The sequence below is a fragment of the Legionella steigerwaltii genome (genome assembly GCF_001468065.1).
GTDB classification, from domain to species: Bacteria; Pseudomonadota; Gammaproteobacteria; order Legionellales; family Legionellaceae; genus Legionella; species Legionella steigerwaltii.
The window spans coordinates 12408-29888 of sequence record NZ_LNYZ01000009.1; the positions used below are offsets into that span (position 1 = coordinate 12408).

Here is a 17481-nt window from a genome sequence, read left to right on the forward strand (position 1 = left end):
TAATTCGTTTTTAAATAGAAGCACGAGTATTTTTGAGAGTTAAAAGCAAGCATAAATTAGAGCTTATGCTTGCTACTATGTATCATTTAGGGTTGCATATCATGACCAAGAGGATGTTCTCCTGTAGGTTGTTTCAGTTTAGGGGCAAAGAATCCCTTTTCTGCAGCCAAAACTCCGCCTGTTTGATTCGTTTCTTCCTTAGAATCAGTGGTGTTTTGATCTCTAAAGGTGACATCCCCAAGATTCTCGGCTCGATTGACCCGTACTTTCGTAGTAAGAGTTTGTTTTGTCAAAATACCTAGCAAATCTTCAGAAACGTCCGTAATCTTATGTGCGCCCTTGTTATCCAGAACAAAAAGATCTCCCTGGTTATTGAGCCCAAAGCGTGTAGAAACAAGCCCTTTTGATGTATCAAAGACGGTAGTAAAAGTAATCATCCCTTCCTTTGGGGTGCCGCTTTTACGTATCACAAAGGGGAACTCAGGATTGGCTGCCAGAACTGCTTTAGCCTTATTTGCATCGGCGACAAAATAAGGACTCATCGTGAGTTCCTGGTAAAGAGCCTCGCCTTTTGACACTTCCTCAGGTTTTGACTCAGGAGTTTGCATAACAGGTTTATCCCAATCTTCAGTGGTTTCTACGATATTTTTTGCGTGTTCCACATAGATTGCGAGTGTGGCAGCTAATCCTTGGGGATCCATTTCTATTTCAAATCGTTTAGTCTCATCATCAACTAGAAATAATTTGCCCGCAAAATCCAGACCATATCTTGATGCAACAATACCCTTGGAAGTTGGATAGGAAACAGTGAACAGAAATAGATCGTCAACCTTACGTCTGCTCGGGTGTGCAACAAAGGGTGCATTAGGATTTTGAACAAAAAAGGCTTTTGCTTCTTCAGAGCTTTCGAGAAAAAGCCCTTTTTCAGCAAGCTCCTTCACAATAGAAAATATTTTCTCTTCGGGACGAGTTGTTAAAGCAAAATCTTTAAGCGCCTCTGCAACTTCATTCATGGCATTGAGATTTTTGTGCATCGTGCGTACACAGAGTTGATAATTAGATATAGGGTTTCCTGTACCAGGTATAGCTGCCACTAATAACGCTGTTTCTCCAGCATAACTATGCAAGCGCAATCCTACATTTTTAGGAATCATGTGTGGATATTTGGTAAAATATTCTTCTAGAGCCCCCAATATTTCCGGCCGATCATCAAAAAAATCAAATATTATTTCTTCTCCTGGATGGTCCGCAGCGGCTTTTTGCATTTGCGCAAATAGAATCGTTCTTTTACACTCATCCACGTTTACCAAGCCTGCATGCTCATGAATCGTTTTACCTGGCTCAGACCATGTTCCATTTTTTATCTCATCCATGATGCGTTGGTATGAGGTACCGCTTTCTAACTCTCCTTCAATGTCTGCGAGCATGAGTGGTTCAAAAGTTATTCCTAGATAATCACACACAGTCGCAATTGCTGGGCAACAAGACCCTTTGAATCGTGTTTGAATACCACAGTTCATTAGGTCTGTAATATAATCTTGTCGTGTTGAACCAATGAGACCGTAAGCTGCTGAAAAGCCAGCGTTTTGTGTCTTCAGTTTTTCCAGGAATTCTCTATTTTTAACAAGAACAGCGTCGGTTTGATCCTTGGTAAAATTGTTATGGGGTAATGCAACATAAGCACTGTTAAATAAACACCCATCAAAATCAAAAGATAAATAGCGTATTGTCATTTTTGAACCTTATACAGTTAATTCGTTTTTTAAAATGAAAAAGAATAGTTAAGTGCGAATTAATTTTTAGTCCTAAGAAATCGTGTCAATTTGCGTTAGATATTGAGTGATTAGATGATTTAAGGTAGGGTGCAAACAAAAATATGGAATAGTACTAACCCTTATTTTTCTTTTTGATTGGGTTTCATTTGTTAAACATCACTGATAAAACTTAAAAAATCTATTTCAACAAAATCGAGCTTATTGATTAAGATTGCCTAAGTTGTATCAGTCCTCCGCTCATCCAGATTTTGATTGTCTTTTTTCTGCATGAATAGTTTTAACAATGACGGTATTTTATAGTTGAATTATTAAGGAAATATTAAGTTATTTTTTTTATGGATTATTTGTGCTAAATTTACACAATTGGGGATTAACAAGGTTGTTGGATTCCTTATTCTTAAAAAAGATTTAATTACTATCAAAAAAAACAAACTCAAGGAATTCATGGATGAATACAGGAGGTTGTGAAAATGACGATAGTGAAACGAATAACCGATCTTTCGAATTATACCACCGTACTTCCTTATGATAGTGAGTTGTTTGGTATATACCAGCCTTTACTTGGATGGAAATCAAAGCGAATTCAAGAACGCTTTCAGACGGGGTTTCAAAATGACAAAGCCTCGATTTTAGAGAAATTGAAAAAAGAATTTGCGGGTTTGGTTGATATTAACTACAACCAGGATGGCCAAATTAATATCCAAATTAAGCCTGGTGTTTTGGAAGGAGGGAAAATACGAACCTTTGATAGTGTTGTATTACAACAGATTTCATTACAACTGCCTAACTATCAAAATTATCAACCCGATATATGGGGTAAAGTGATTACAAATGATACCCTGAATGCAATTCTTAATAAAAATATAATTAAAATATATACCGATGCCTATTCGCAACTTAATAACAGAAGCACTTTAAATCCCAGTTCAGGTATGCTTATGCGTGCAGGGAATATTATTGGATCGGCAATTAATACAAAAAGAATCGATATTGGTGTGTATGAACATCAATTGGAATATGAATCATCCGTAGCAGGTTCCTTGTTGTTCCTCGTGAAACAACGTGCCTACGATATCTTATCCGAAATTTTTTATGTTACGGTAAATCAGACTGAAGAAGCGACTAACTTAATTAAGATGCTTTCAGCCGATAACAGTGCCGATGCATTTCTCAATATTAATGATCTAGACCCAACCAATAAAGAGTATCTTGATTGTGTTGCTTTATCACCAATCAGTATTGTTCATTTATTTCGACAATATTTCTTTGAATTAGATACCTTTCTTGGAACGCCGGTCGATCATGTTTGGCTTAGCCCAGGCTCTACCGTTGAGCTCATCGAAGTCCATACGCGCAGCACAACGATTGAACGTACATTAGAAACCACACTGGATATGATCACCAAGTCTTCAACAACGACAACAACTCAAGATGAGCTGTCCGATGCAGTTAAAGATGACAATCAACAAGATGTCAATTTCGGTGCGAGTGTTAAAGCATCTTATGCGTCAGTTGAGGCAACTTCCAGTTTTGATGACAAAACTTCGCAGCAAACAGCACGCGAAACAACACACAAACAAATGCGTCAACAAACAGAACAGTTATCTTCTGAAATAAGGAAGAATTATAAATCAACGTTTAAAACGGTAACCGAAACAACAGATGTTTCGAGCATAAAACATACTTTAACGAACACAACGGAAGAACTCATAAACTACGAATTACGCCGAAAAATGCGTCAAGTTGGGGTGCAAGTTCAAGATGTAGGCTCTTATTTGTGTTGGCAAACCTATGTGGATGATCCAGGCAAAGAACTAGGGATAGCGGAGCTGGTTCATATTGCCATACCCGCTGATTTGGATAGTATTCCGCATCCGGAAGAAATTCCTACCTTTCAACCCTTTCAAGAAGAAAAAAACATTACCATTCCTTTTGTTTCTATAGATGGTACGGACGCCGATAATAAAAAGGTTTATGTCGATGGTGTTTATTCAGGTACGGAATGGGTTGTGTTTGATGATGTGGAAAAAATTCAAGTGGATTTTGCGCAGGAATTTGTATGCTCCAAAGCGAATTATGATCTGACTGATGTGGAGTTCGACCCTCAGGGTAAACCCGTAAAGGTGTCAAGAAAAGATTCCATTCAAAATTTATCGGATAAAGCAACGTTCACCTTACATTTGGACTACGCTGATTTTCAAGGAGAAAATAGTCTGGATATAGCGCTTATTTTGCATTGGACTCCCAAAGCGGGTGCCAATGATGCAATTATTCAACAAAATAATGCAAATCTTGCCAATTTTAAAGCGAAAGAAAAAGCAGAATATGAAAAAGCATATGTAGAAACGGTTAAAGATAGAGTAACCAAAGCGAGTAAAATTCAAACGCGCGATAGTGATGACTTAAGGGAGGAAGAACGGATTGTCGTATACCGTCAGCTGGTTCAGGGTATGCTTTTAAACAATGTTCCCTTGCCAGATGATCGAACCAGACATGTGGTCGCAGAACTCATAAATTCTATTTTTGATATTGATAAAATGCTTTATTTTGTTTCCCCTGAATGGTGGAGGCCAAGATTGCATCGTAGCAAACAGCAGCTGCAAGAATCACCCACGCCCGTTTTTAATCCATCAGGACCGGTAGTGAGTGGTGTCAATAAAGTCTTACAAAAGGGCTTGATGAATAAAATAAGCATCGCTGACTTAAATTCTGAAAATAACATCATGAGTTCCAGTACCGTAGGATGGGGAGGCATTAATGAGCAACAAAGAGATAACTACTATATTACCGAAGATTCAGATCCAGCCAAGTTGGGGAGCAGTTTAGGCTGGTTGTTACAATTGGATGGCGACAACATGCGCAATGCGTTTTTAAATGCTCCCTGGGTTAAAGCCGTAATTCCTATCCGGCCCGGGAAAGAAGAGGCTGCCATTAATTGGTTAAAAGGCGTTGAAGGCATGAATGGGATTACCGACGATGTCATTTATCACACCAATAATCCGGATGAAAAAGACATTAATGGCCATCCATTAGATGGCCAAAAGATGATTGATGTCATTATGGATTTAGCTAAAAAAATACAACAGAAATATGAAGAAGGCATCAAGACTGGAAAATATCCTAAACCCAGTGAAGTATCTGATCCCGCATTGGTTGATGACACCAATACGGTAACAGCAACACCAATTGATCGCGTTTACGAGCATGGATTTTTCCCCTTACAAGGCGGTTTTAGAGCAAATGTAGGGAAAAATTATGAAATTTTTGATCAATGGATAGAAATTCTGCCAACTGATCAGATTGTTCCGGTAGAGGTAAAATACGATCCCAAAACGGGTAGGCAGATTTAACCATGGCGAATAAATGGTTAAAAATATTTCCTGATGCAACACGGAACCAAATTGAATATATGGTCGATGGGGCAAATGCGTTTAAAGAAATTGTGAATGCCCTAAAGACGGCAAAAACCCAGGATCATTATATTTATATTCTTGGGTGGATGCTGGATATTGATTTCCCTCTCATTGAGACGGATCCAAAATCGACTTTATTTAATTTATTAAATACTGCTTCGACAAATGGGGTCGAGTTGCGAATCTTAATTTGGAATAATCCAAGCCAAGAGATACAACGTATGAGTTTGAATAATATTCCAAGATTAAACAAGCTTTCCACTGCATACGCTGCGTTAGACGATAATACTTATTCCACCGCGGAGTCGAAGCAATTCGTTGCTCAATTTGTCCCTTTTATTATGCAAAAATTTAATCAATATCAATCGATTTTCAAAGAATTGGATCCATTTTACGCACTTCTTCGATACTGTATAAGCAAGAATGTAGGCAGTCAGCATGAAAAAGTGATTATTGTTAAAGGGGAAGAGGGACTTATTTCTTTTTGTGGGGGAATGGATATTAATAAAAATCGTTTTGATGCCTATCATAAAGACTATTCCAATGTTCATGATGTCCATTGCAAAGTACAAGGGCCGGCTGCCTATCAAATCCTGCAAAAATTTAAAAAAAGATGGCATAATCATCCAAGCACTAAAAACATACAGCTCAAAGGAGAAAATGAAACCAAACCCAATGAAATCACTATGGGTAATTTTTATTACGGAAAAGTAGTAGGTACGTATAATGATCCCAACAGCAATGATAAAGATCGAAGTTTCAGGGATGCCTATTTTGCAATCATCGCTAATTCACAAAAGTATATTTATATTGAAGATCAATACTTAGTAAATGTTGACGTAGCAAAGGAACTCAATAAGAAAATTCAAGAGTCCAACTTTGCCTGTCTCATTTTAGCCATTCAGGATTCACAAGAAACTACAGACATCCTGATTCCCGATAGAAAAAGAGGTGAATTTTGGGATGCTTTACTTAACGGGGTGACCCAAGAGGTAAAGGATAAGGTAGCGCTTGTTTTAATCGATCGAAAAAATGCGCCTAATGGAAATTATCATCCTGCAATGCATTCTAAAATAATTATTGCGGATGATGATATAGCCATTATAGGTTCTGCTAATGTGAACCAACGTTCTTTTACCCATGATAGCGAAACATCGATTGTCATTTTTGATGATGATAAATCCAGTGTTTTTAAAGATACATTTGCTAAAAGACTGAGGCTGGAAATATGGAAAGAGTTTGCCAGTAAAACAATGTCCCCCGATTCAATCATTGCATCTTGGGAACAGTTTTTGAAAATTTTAATGAATACGACGGTGCACCCGCTGATGTTAATTCCCTATCTCAATAGTATCGAAGACCTGGATAAGCGAATTATTGATTATATAAAACAAAGTGGTGCAATTGCCCCCATTGTCGCCAATATTTTAGTGGGTGACAGCAGTGACTTATCTGTTGCATTGGCGAATGTTTCGGTAGTCCTTAGCCCTTTTCAAATCGTGCAAATATTTAATAATCTTTGGGATTATGTGATTGACCCTCAGGCTAAATAGTTTATTAAACTGAATTTTCAAGGCTGTGTGACTGAAATTGATTATCAGGAAAAACGCGTCATAATTAATTAAAGGCACCACATGGATGTAAGTTAAAATGAATACTTTTGATACCATTGCAATTGAATTTGATTTAACCCATCACCGCATTCAACAAGTTGCTCTTGAGGAGTTGCAGATCAATACCCAAGAGAAAAGCAAAGTTTATTGGGTTCACAGTAACTTAACTCAAGCAGATGCTTTTAATCAAATAGCAGACAAGCTCAAATTACCTGAAGAAGTAATTAAATTATGTGAGGAAAATAGCTTAACCAATCTTATAGATAATGATAATGCCCTAACATTGCAAATTAAATGTCTGGCTTCACTTGAGTTAAATGATAATAATGAAATTAATTTAGATAACTTAGTTCTTCATCTTACTGCGAATTACTGTTTTACCGCATCGACAAAACCGCTGCCTGTATTATCTGAGTTTCTCAATAACTGCTCAAAATCGATTCATTATGCAAAAACCTCTTGTTTTATGTTATTTTTATTTCTTGAAGGGATTATTAATGATTATGCGAGGGTTCTCTTTAATTATGAAGAGCTAGCAGAACAGTTTGAGTCTACATTACAAACTGCACATGAGAATATCTATAAGGATGTTGCTGAAGTCAAGCACCAGACCTTGCAAATCAAACGCTATATGATGGCAATAAGAGAAATTTTAATGCGGATTACCACCCGAAATATATCTGTCATCTCAGAAAAATGCCGTTCTTCTTTGTATAACTTATCGAATCATAGTCATCTCATTATTAATGAGGTTGATTCAATCCGCGAGTTATTAAATAGTTTATTAGGGCAAATTAATAATGAATTGATGCAAAAAATGAGCGAAACAATGGCCATACTCACTGCATTTGCCTCCATTTTTCTGCCACTCAATTTAATTACAGGAATCTACGGAATGAATTTTGTATGGATTCCCGAATTACACTGGAAATACGGATATTTTGGCGCGCTGGGTTTAATCGTTTTCTGTGCTTTTTTTCTTTATATTCTTTTTAAAAGAAAAAAATGGATGTGATCTTCGTGTTTTTTATTTTCTATAGAAATTTTGGTCCCCCAAATTATTGAGTTAATTAGATGTTGCCCTCATCCGCCCTATCGGGCACCTTCTCCCCTGAGGGGAGAAGGGAGCTTTGAGAAATCCCCTCTCCCACTTGTGGGAGAGGGGCGGGGGTGAGGGCTCATTTTTTTCAGGACAAAGTGCAAAGATGAGTTCGATTAATTTCTGTAGATGTATGAACTCCCATCAAAGTCATGGCAATTCCTATTTCGTTATGAATAAGATCGAGCATATGCTCTACTCCTGCTTGTCCCCTTGCTGCTAAAGCATATACAGTAGGCCTCCCTAGGAGCACTGCTTGAGCACCAAGAGCAAGCATTCGAACCACATCGAGTCCTGAACGAATTCCCGAATCAACTAGAATTGCGAGGTCAGAATGGACCTTATCCGCAATCATAGGCAGGGCTTTGGCGGTAGATAATACGCCATCAAGTTGCCGTCCGCCGTGATTCGAGACGATAATTCCATCGGCGCCGAAGGCGACTGCATCTTTTGCATCTTCTGGATCAAGTATTCCTTTAATGAGCAAAGGTCCTTTCCAAAAATGACGTATCCACTCGAGGTCTTTCCAACTGATTGAGGGATCAAAATTGTTATTTAACCATCCCACGTAATCTTCCAGCCCTATTGTTTTTTTTAAATAGGTGGAAATATTTCCTAACTCATGCGGACGTCCCATAATCCCAACCTGATAAGCCCAGGAGGGCTTCATTATGGCTTGGAGAAATCGACGTTCACGGGCAAATGGACCAGACATTCCTGATCGTGCATCTCGATAGCGGGCACTTGGTGTGGACATATCTACTGTGAATACGAGATGAGTCACACCACAATTTTGAGCTCGTTCAAGCATATTCTGCATAAAACCACGATCTTTAAGTACGTACAGTTGAAACCACACAGGCTGGGAACTGTGAGCGGATACTTCTTCCAAGGAGCATACTGAAACGGTAGATAAGGCAAAGGGTATCCCTTTTGCTGCAGCCGCTTTGGCGACTTGGATCTCACCACGTCGAGCATACATGCCGGTAAGGCCTATAGGACTTAAGATGACGGGCATTGCCAGTTTTTGTCCCAAGAGTTCCGTCTCAAAATGGAGCTGTCCTACATTTTTTAAAATACGTTGCCGTAATGTTACTTTGGCAAGATCTTCGATGTTGGCTTTTAGAGTTTGTTCCGCAAAAGCGCCGCCATCAATATAATCAAATAAAAATCGAGGAAGTTTCCGTCGGGCGGCTTCACGGTAATCTGCAATAGAAGAAATAATCATCTTTAATTCCGATTTATAATTGAAATCCTTTTAAAAATCAGCATAACAAAAAAGGGAGCCATCTCCCAAGTAGTCGAAGAAAAATACTGTATTTACCTGCTAGTCGAATCTCTATAAGACAGTTCATTCTCTATAATCTAAACTTAATTGAGTGAGACATTTTTATCTTAATAGCAGGCGAGAATATGCTTCATCATTTGATTCTAAAAAATTGTGGTGTACCCATTATTCGCAATTACGCCAAAAAAATCGAAAAAAGTGCTTATGATCCTTATCCTTATCAGAACGCAGCACTTAAAAAAATTATCAGCACATGCAGAAGAACAGAGTTGGGGATCCAATGCGGATTATCTCAATTAAAGACGATGGATAATGCACGAAAACTTCCTTCCTTCAATTATGAAATGCTCAGACCAGAGTTTGAAAAAATCTATAGGGAGGGTAAAAAAGGATTCTTTAGCTGGGAACCTATCAAAGCAATTTCTTTAACCTCAGGGACTACTGGTGGTCCCAAGTACATTCCAATAACCCGAAATTTAATCAACAATCTTATGAGAATTGGGTTTAGTTTATTTGCTGGTTTGTCCAATGAATTAAACAATCCTTATGAGCTATTTGATGGCAAGGCGCTGTATTTGAGTGCGCAACCCCACATCTATGATTCTCCTACTGCATTGCCAGTAGGATTTATATCCGGTTATATGAATTCAAATCGGCATTGGCTTTATAAAGACTTGATTTATCCTTCAAAAGAAACATTGTCTATTACTGATGCACAAACACGAATGACATGCATCTTCGAAGAAACCAAAGATCAAGATATTCGCACCATTTTAGGTTTCCCTGCGATTATTCAATTAGTTACGACAAAAGCGTTGTCCTATTTTAATGTGAATCATCTGCAACAGCTATGGAGTAATTTGTCTGTTTGTGTTTATGGGGGAAATTTTTTATCCCTTTCGCAAATTGATTACCTTAAAAAAAGTTGGCTAGGTGAGGTAAACACAAAGAAAACGCTCCTATTTTTAGAGCATTATTCTGCGGCAGAAGGTTTTTTTGGGCATACCTTGCATCGTGATTGGCCTGGTCTTGTTTTTAATCCCTTTGATGTATTTTATCAATTTAAAAAAAATCGAAATGATGCCGAATTCGTGCAATTGCATGAGCTTGAAGAAGGGGAACGTTACCTCATTTATGTCACAACCCTTGCAGGGTTAATCAATTATGAAATGGAAGATATTATTGAAATCACTTCAGTGAAACCACTTACATTCAAATTTTTTGCACGGGCTAAAGAGCAAATTTCCCTAATTTCTGAAAAAATTCTTGTTTCTGAAATAAAACAGGTAGTGGAGTGCCTTGCCAACTCCACAATTCAACCTATTAACGATTTTGCTGTTTATCTTGATTGTAAAACAGGCAATAGACTCTTTTTTATCTTATCGACGCCTATATCCAATGTAGAAAATGCAATTCAACTTTTAGATGACAGTCTTCGTAAACTAAATCCAAACTATAATGAATATCGTGCAAATAATACGTACCAGCCACCGCAAGTAATTTACAAGCCACCAGAGTTTTTTAACAAGTACCGTGAAAAAAACATTCATCGAGGCAATTTTAAAGAAAAACGATTGTTTATGAGTGAAGCAGAATTTACGGCGGAATATATTTGATCCCGTATTAGCGTAGCGTAATACGGGATCACTGCATTATTTGCTACTCTTATTTTGATGGTTGTGGGATGTTGTTAAGTTGCATTCTTACAAGGTTGGTAATTGACTCAAGCATTTGTTGGTGTGATTCAGGATTTCCTGGAGATTGTTTGTAAATAATATTCGCCAAAAATGCAGAGAGAGCCTGGGATATGATATTGTTGTTGCGACAATGTGGTGGTAATTTTTCCACGGATTGAATTAGAGAAGACAATAAATTTTGTCCGATAAAATTCATCGCTTTGGAATAGTCTTCATGGGTTAAATTTTCGACTGGCTGCGTGTTTTCATCTATTTTCATGCTCTGTCCTGTGATTTTTTAATTAAATGAAATTATAGAGTGTGTCTCAAGTCACTTCAATGTGCTGAAGTGACTTTAATAAGAAGTATTAAAAAATTCTTTAGACTGGAACGATAAGTGCTAAATGCATATAAGAAGTAACCTTATTAAGCTGAGCTAATCGATAGGCTACATTTTCGGATCAAAAACTTCCCATAGAATTTCTGTGCGATTCTGAGTGGGTTTCATCAGATGTTGATTGCATGTCACTTAAGCTTTGGCGCATATCTTTAGTAGGATTTATCAAACTTTTAATATAAGCCTTGCCATTTTTGAGATTTTGATTTTCAGGGTCATCCTTTAAAGCATTTTTTATCTGATCTTGAATTTCTTTTAAGCTGCCCTGAAAAAGATGACCACTGCCGCAGGAAAATACGTGTTTATCCATGGGCTTGCCATCCTCACCTAAGTAAACGCAATGGAATTCGCGAGGTGGTTTCGCAGTTGCTTGCGCCATGAAAAATTTGGTTACTTCTTCGGGTGAATCAAAAACCAACGCGCCATTTTTTTCATCAGGTTCTCTGCCATACTGTTTTTTGTAGTCATCAACTATTTTTGACCAATCCTTATTTATGTTTGTCGGTTTGATTGTTGTTTTTTTTCTATTTTGCTCTTCAATTTCTAATTCTTGCTGTTTCTTTTTTTCTCGCTCTTCTTTAGACATTGACATAATGTATCTCCAAAATACTGTATTTATAAAAAAATTAATGCAACTTGTAATAATATAACTCAATAATAAAAGGTGACATCAATTAAACTGCAATTCATTGCGATTTCTTTACAATTCATTAGGAGCTCAACATCATCTTACATGGGCTGATATATACTAGGCTTATACGGACTGTTGTCGTCAACTAACTGAATGAAATGAAGAGCTTAGGTTGTCATCTTTTATATCAAAGGATTTTTATAACGGTGTAAATAACGAGTTACCAAGTGATACGAAGCATAATCCCTGATAGGTCCAGAATCACGAAATACAGGGATGCCATTAATCTCCACCCTGCATTTGCCTTTGGGACATTGCACCTTTTTAGTGAAGTGGCAGGGGACGGTCCGGGACGGACCCCTAAGGAAATAATACATTTTGTTTTAAAATTGTGTTATTCCCGCAGAATGGCCCAATATGAGAACAAGCTGCCGTTAAAAATCAAATAAATTATTCAGAAATTTACAATTTCTCGCCTCAATTTGCACGACATTGGGAGAGCTGTGTCGTGTTGGGTCAAAATGACCAACCTACAAAGGATGCCAATTTATAGTTTACTAACCACAGAAGAACTTTTATAAGGAAACTCACCAGCTAAAATTGCATCTGAAATTTGTTTTTCAATAGTTGTTATTGATTCTGCATCACTTATATTATCAACAGGAGAATAAACTCCATGCCCTACCCTTGGGATTTGAGATTGAGTCCCCTCATTTAATTGTCCTTTAGGATCTAATATGATTAAATCGTCGCCTAGCCCTGTTAAGTTAAATGCAACACTATCAGCGAATAAAGGCAGCGGGTTTGCTTTTGCTTGAGTTAATATTTTGAATATTTGCTTATAGCCTAGACTCGGTTCTTCTACGTCGCTTCCAGGACCTACCAGGGTTACTTGATCTTTCAAGTCGGACCAAGAGAGTTTTCTACCCGTAAGTTTTTTTACGTCAGAAAGAATTCGATTCAATTCCTCTTCAACTGTACTTTTTGTTGTTCGGTCACCGAATACATGGGCGATATAATAACAAGGCGTTCCGTTTTCATCTTCTGTAGCGATTAAAACACCGGTGCAGTGTAAAAAACCTTCAGTACCGAGCACATCTAAATCGCCTTCTTTAAATCCTGCTCCTGCATCTGCTCCAACCCGATAACAGCTCAGCTTTTTCATGCTGGCAAGTTGCTCTGAATTGGGGGTATTAATTAGTGAAAAATCTTTACATTGTTGTATGAGTGAGTTGATTTCTGGTTCTTCAGAATCTGCTTTTTTCTTCTTTAAGTTTTGGAGCAGTATTGCGATTCGCCAATTTTCTTTGTCGGTCAGGTCCATGCTCGACATGGTTTGCAAAGCCTCATCCAATTTGTCGTAGGATGAAAGTTTTTTATAATATTCTGATGTTCCACCTAACTTGATGTTTTCTGTATCCAGAAGAACTATTTCCTTATCTTGTTCAGTCGCAACTATTTTTACCATGATATTTGCCTTTTTAACTGATTGATACTTTATTATACACATTGGGTGTTTTATTTGTAAAATAAACAGTCATAGTGGCAAAAATATGAATTTATGGTGAATTAATAACTAGACTAAGGAACTTATTTGAGACAAGGGGGAATGAGTTGTTTATTACCAGTCTTTTATTTATGATCTGCTTCAATTGATTCATGAATTGCGCGTTTTCTTACGAACAAATAAAATGGTCTAAATACAGTGAAATATCCGATACTCTATACCTTTAGGCGCTGCCCTTTTGCGATTAGAGCAAGAATGGCACTTGCGTATTCCAAAATTAAAGTCGAACAACGTGAGGTTGAGCTTAAAAATAAACCTCAGGAGATGCTTTTAGCCTCACCCAAAGGTACTGTGCCGGTGCTAATTTTAGAAGATGGTCGTGTGATTGATGAAAGCATTGATATTATGATATGGGCTTTAACACAATCTGATCCAGATGGATGGTTATGTAGCAAACTCAAAGAGCAATGTAATGAATTAATTCACTTGAATGATAAAAAATTCAAACCTATTCTGGATAACTATAAATACCCACAACGCACAGAGAAAAAAGATCCGCTTTATTATAGAGAAGAGGCGGGCGATTACCTCGATAAATTAAATTCATTATTAACGAAACAACGCTTTCTTTTAGCAGATCGAATCACTCTAGCCGATGTTGCTTTATTTCCCTTTATCAGACAGTTTTACATGGTTGATCCACAATGGTTTGAACACAGCGGATATCCATACTTGCATGCATGGCTGCAGTTGTTTTTGCATTCGGAATTGTTTCTTACGGTGATGAAAAAGTGAATGTAATAATTCAGTTAAAGAATGGGCACCCTTTGTTGACGTCCCCGGCTTGTCCGCGGGACGTCGAGGGAAAGGTGAGGCAAGCGTTTAACATATTTAGTTACTTTTAAAGACAGTATCTACAGTAAAGAAAATTTATCTTTATTTTCAAGGGGTGCTTCTTGTTTTTGTTGGTGCTGATGAGTCTTAAACAGACACATAGCTGCAAGAGAGGGGATTTTATCGTTTGCTCTAAGTAACATACGTCTATAGCATTCTGTTTCTTCGATTGATTTTACGGCTGCATTTACATCACTATGGAATCCTTCAAGTCGGAATCGCGCTGGAGTGTATGCACCTAATAGCATGCGACGTAAGCCCCAATGATATGAACCTAACTGGGGAATTACTTCTAATTTCTGGGCTAGAGAGGTGGAGAATTTGATTTCATCGCGGTCTTTGGGAGTATTTGCGATTTCTTCTTTCATTGTTTCTAGAGAAGGGAGCTTCAGCCTGCCTTTGAATACGCCGCAAGCATACCGTGCTTGTAATTCGACAAGAGGAAATACCGCGCCACGTGCTCCAGGATACATACCAATATATGCTAGGTTCTTAGCATCAATTGGAAAAGTATCTTCATAAAGAGAGGTGTTGGGTTTTAAACGTAAGTGTTCGGGAAGAAATGATAAATCTCTTTCATAGCCGGTACAAAATATTATTACATCGAAATTATCAATAGAATGGCCATTTGTTAAAACAACGCTGGATTCGAGGAAATGATCAATTTCTCCGCGAGCGAGTTTTAATTTACCACTGCGAACCGCTTGAAAGTACTCATCTGCGACAACAAAGCCTACAGAGGAAGAAGGGGACATGTACCATTCAGGAAATTCATTTTGCTCAGAGCAGTGCTGCAGCATAAATTGATATTGCTCTTCTTTAGAAAGAGAAATTTGAGCGCTTTCATAGGTTTTTAATAGATCTCTTGGCAAAAAAGGGCCATTATTTGGGGGATCAGAGGAGCGATATCTTTTGATTACCCAACGCTCCTTTCTAAATAAATGGATGACCTCAGTCTTTTTGGCAACCTCTTCAGCAATTGATGTACCACTTAATGAACCCCCTACGATTAAGACCCTCTTGTTAATAAAATCTTCGGCAGATTTATATTGTGCACTATGAAGCATCTTGCCTTTAAATTGTTCCAATCCGCTAAAATTAGGGATATAAGGATTCGTGAATTTACTGGTTGCAATAAGAATCGCGTCAAACAATTCCTCTTTAAGTGTTGTCTTGTTTTCTTGCCAACGAATGAGCCATTTTCCATCCCGTTCTAAGACTTCAATAACGCGACAGCCAAATCGGATATAGGGGAACAGTTCAAAATGCTTTGCATAGTCATGTAAATAATCATATACCTGTTGTGTTGTGGGAAAGTCTGGTGTTTTTGGTGGCCAGTTAAAGTTAGAAAAAGTTCCGGTATGGCGTGAGATATTTACTTTCATATTTGGCCAAGCAGAACCTTGGTCTGATGGCTCACGAAGATCGGGGCCCCAGACCCCGCCAATTCGGTTTGACATTTCAAAAATGCAGGGGATAATTTCTTCTGCAAGGGCTGCAGCAGCGGAAGTAAGGCCGGATGCACCAGCGCCAATGATTGCTACTTTAAGGCTCATTTTTATTATTTAACTGCACGTGTTGTTGTTTTATAAACTGCTTATCTTCAGGAGTTATTCGCAGTAGGTTATTTTGTTTTGACTGATGCGAGAGAAACTGAATCTGGGTAAGATTGATTATTCTCCAGTCATTGTTAGCCTATCACCTGAAGCGGCAGTAGACAAGATGATCGCAGAATGGAATCAGCAAGTGTAAGTCTACTTTTGTGAATGCAGCCATTGGGCTAATGCTTGGATTCCAGCTTTTAAATCCTCTTCATTTCCTCCAAACGACATACGCACATAACCTTCCTTGCCAAATGCAATTCCTGGCACTAGGGCAACATGCGCTTTTTCCAAAGCTTGTTTACAAAACTCTTCGGAGTTTTCTTTTTCAAAACCTAAACTTTTTAAGGAAAGAAATGCATAGAGAGACGAACGCGGAAGCTCTATGGTTATGCCAAAAGCGGTCTGTAAGGCATGAATCATCGTATCCCTTCTTTTTTGCATGCATTGTTGCACCCAGATACTTATATGATTTAATTCGTTTAAGGCCGCTATGGCTGCCCATTGACTTAAGGTAGTCACGCCACTGGTGCTTTGGCTCACTAACGTGGTTAATGGTTGGATAATGGATTGGGGTGCGAAAACAAAGCCAATTCGCCAACCCGTCATGGCAAAATTTTTGGAACAACTTTGAATAACAATAACCCTATCCTGAAATTGGGGAAAAGAACCACACGATATATAGGGATGCCCATCGTAGGTGAGGGCACTGTATACTTCATCCGCAATAACGAGTAGATCATGTTCGTGAGCTACTTGCATTAGTTCGAGAAGCTCGTCTTCAGTATATAAGGCCCCTGTTGGATTGGTGGCGTTATTCAAAATTAGAAGTTTACTTTGCGAAGTACATGCTTTTTTAAGTGATTGGGGTGTTAATTTCCATCCTTCTGTTTCTTTAGTGTCAACGATGACAGGATTCCCGCCAAACAACTTAGCCATGGCTGGATAAGATACCCAGTAGGGGGCGGGGATAATCACTTCATCGTTTTGTTGTACTAATAACTGCATCAGCAAATAGATTCCAAATTTTCCGCCATTAACGACGAGGCAGCTTTCTTTTTTAAACGAACAACCATAAGTTTTGTTCATCCAAGCACTTGCCAGATGTCGTAGTTCTGGAATACCTGCTACTGGAGGATAAAGAGTTTGCCCTTGCTCCAGAGCACGTGTGGTCGCATTAACAATTGAGGGATGAGGGAGTAGTTTGGGCTCACCGGCGCTGAGATTATAAATTTTAATCCCTTCATTTATTTTTTGCTGAGCTAATGAATTAATCACAACAGTCGCAGAATCTCCAGGTAACGTCTTTTTTATAAAATGATTCATTATTTTTGTACCTTTCTAGAGTTGGATAGGATTATTTTGAACAAACGATTAATAAATTCCTCTTGCAAGTGGTACTGCTTGGACAAATGATCATAATACTCAAATAATTGTTTTTCGCGCGAGCGGTCCAGTATTTTTTTTCCTTCTTTCGATTTTAAAGCACCGATTTGTTTCGATAGTTCTTGGCGCTTTGCTAATATTTCAATGATGCATGCATCAGTCTGTTCAATTTGTGTTCTCAATTCTTCGAGTGTAGTCATG

13 protein-coding genes are annotated in these 17481 nt (G+C 38.1%); 5 read left to right on the forward strand and 8 right to left on the reverse strand.

What is annotated here, in order from left to right:
* Window positions 1-86: 86 nt before the first annotated feature.
* Window positions 87-1733: a hypothetical protein gene (locus Lstg_RS06245; RefSeq protein WP_058476809.1), complete on the reverse strand. Its 1647-nt coding sequence runs from the start codon at window positions 1731-1733 to the stop codon at window positions 87-89.
* A 512-nt stretch (window positions 1734-2245) separates the two neighbouring features.
* Here Lstg_RS06245 and Lstg_RS06250 point away from each other — a divergent pair.
* From Lstg_RS06250 to Lstg_RS06260, 3 genes are all read left to right on the forward strand, one after another.
* The gene (locus Lstg_RS06250) at window positions 2246-5125 is read left to right on the forward strand and encodes a hypothetical protein (protein WP_058476810.1); all 2880 of its coding nucleotides are present in this window, start codon (window positions 2246-2248) and stop codon (window positions 5123-5125) included.
* Window positions 5126-5127: 2 nt separating this feature from the next.
* Entirely contained in the window at window positions 5128-6741 is a 1614-nt protein-coding gene (locus Lstg_RS06255) for a phospholipase D-like domain-containing protein (RefSeq protein ID WP_058476811.1), read from the forward strand.
* Window positions 6742-6838: 97 nt separating this feature from the next.
* Window positions 6839-7816 carry a magnesium transporter CorA family protein gene (locus Lstg_RS06260; RefSeq protein ID WP_058476812.1) on the forward strand — a complete coding sequence of 326 codons (978 nt, stop codon included), beginning with the start codon at window positions 6839-6841 and terminating at the stop codon, window positions 7814-7816.
* A 172-nt stretch (window positions 7817-7988) separates the two neighbouring features.
* Here Lstg_RS06260 and lldD read toward each other — a convergent pair whose 3' ends face one another.
* Window positions 7989-9128, reverse strand: a complete 1140-nt coding sequence (gene lldD, locus Lstg_RS06265; protein ID WP_058476813.1) for an FMN-dependent L-lactate dehydrogenase LldD — start codon at window positions 9126-9128, stop codon at window positions 7989-7991.
* 185 nt (window positions 9129-9313) lie between these two features.
* Here lldD and Lstg_RS06270 point away from each other — a divergent pair, with 185 nt between their 5' ends.
* Window positions 9314-10804 carry a GH3 family acyl-acid amido synthetase gene (locus Lstg_RS06270; RefSeq protein ID WP_058476814.1) on the forward strand — a complete coding sequence of 497 codons (1491 nt, stop codon included), beginning with the start codon at window positions 9314-9316 and terminating at the stop codon, window positions 10802-10804.
* A gap of 49 nt (window positions 10805-10853) precedes the next feature.
* Here Lstg_RS06270 and Lstg_RS06275 read toward each other — a convergent pair whose 3' ends face one another.
* From Lstg_RS06275 to Lstg_RS06285, 3 genes are all read right to left on the reverse strand, one after another.
* On the reverse strand, window positions 10854-11144 hold the full coding sequence (locus Lstg_RS06275) for a hypothetical protein (RefSeq protein ID WP_058476815.1): 291 nt from the start codon (window positions 11142-11144) through the stop codon (window positions 10854-10856).
* 181 nt (window positions 11145-11325) lie between these two features.
* The gene (locus Lstg_RS06280) at window positions 11326-11853 is read right to left on the reverse strand and encodes a hypothetical protein (RefSeq protein WP_058476816.1); all 528 of its coding nucleotides are present in this window, start codon (window positions 11851-11853) and stop codon (window positions 11326-11328) included.
* 586 nt (window positions 11854-12439) lie between these two features.
* Window positions 12440-13360 carry a hypothetical protein gene (locus Lstg_RS06285; RefSeq protein WP_058476817.1) on the reverse strand — a complete coding sequence of 307 codons (921 nt, stop codon included), beginning with the start codon at window positions 13358-13360 and terminating at the stop codon, window positions 12440-12442.
* A gap of 237 nt (window positions 13361-13597) precedes the next feature.
* On the opposite strand from Lstg_RS06285, the gene Lstg_RS06290 reads away from it, so the two are divergent.
* Window positions 13598-14194: a glutathione S-transferase gene (locus tag Lstg_RS06290; protein ID WP_082650803.1), complete on the forward strand. Its 597-nt coding sequence runs from the start codon at window positions 13598-13600 to the stop codon at window positions 14192-14194.
* A gap of 119 nt (window positions 14195-14313) precedes the next feature.
* On the opposite strand, the gene Lstg_RS06295 is transcribed toward Lstg_RS06290, so the two are convergent.
* The 3 genes from Lstg_RS06295 to Lstg_RS06305 form a co-directional block, all read right to left on the reverse strand.
* The gene (locus tag Lstg_RS06295) at window positions 14314-15849 is read right to left on the reverse strand and encodes a flavin-containing monooxygenase (RefSeq protein WP_058476819.1); all 1536 of its coding nucleotides are present in this window, start codon (window positions 15847-15849) and stop codon (window positions 14314-14316) included.
* 198 nt (window positions 15850-16047) lie between these two features.
* Window positions 16048-17220, reverse strand: coding sequence for a pyridoxal phosphate-dependent aminotransferase (locus Lstg_RS06300; protein ID WP_058476820.1), 1173 nt, complete (start codon window positions 17218-17220; stop codon window positions 16048-16050).
* The gene (locus tag Lstg_RS06305; RefSeq protein ID WP_058476821.1) at window positions 17220-17480 is read right to left on the reverse strand and encodes a chorismate mutase; all 261 of its coding nucleotides are present in this window, start codon (window positions 17478-17480) and stop codon (window positions 17220-17222) included. Before Lstg_RS06305 ends, Lstg_RS06300 begins: the two co-directional genes overlap by 1 nt.
* Window position 17481: the final 1 nt, after the last annotated feature.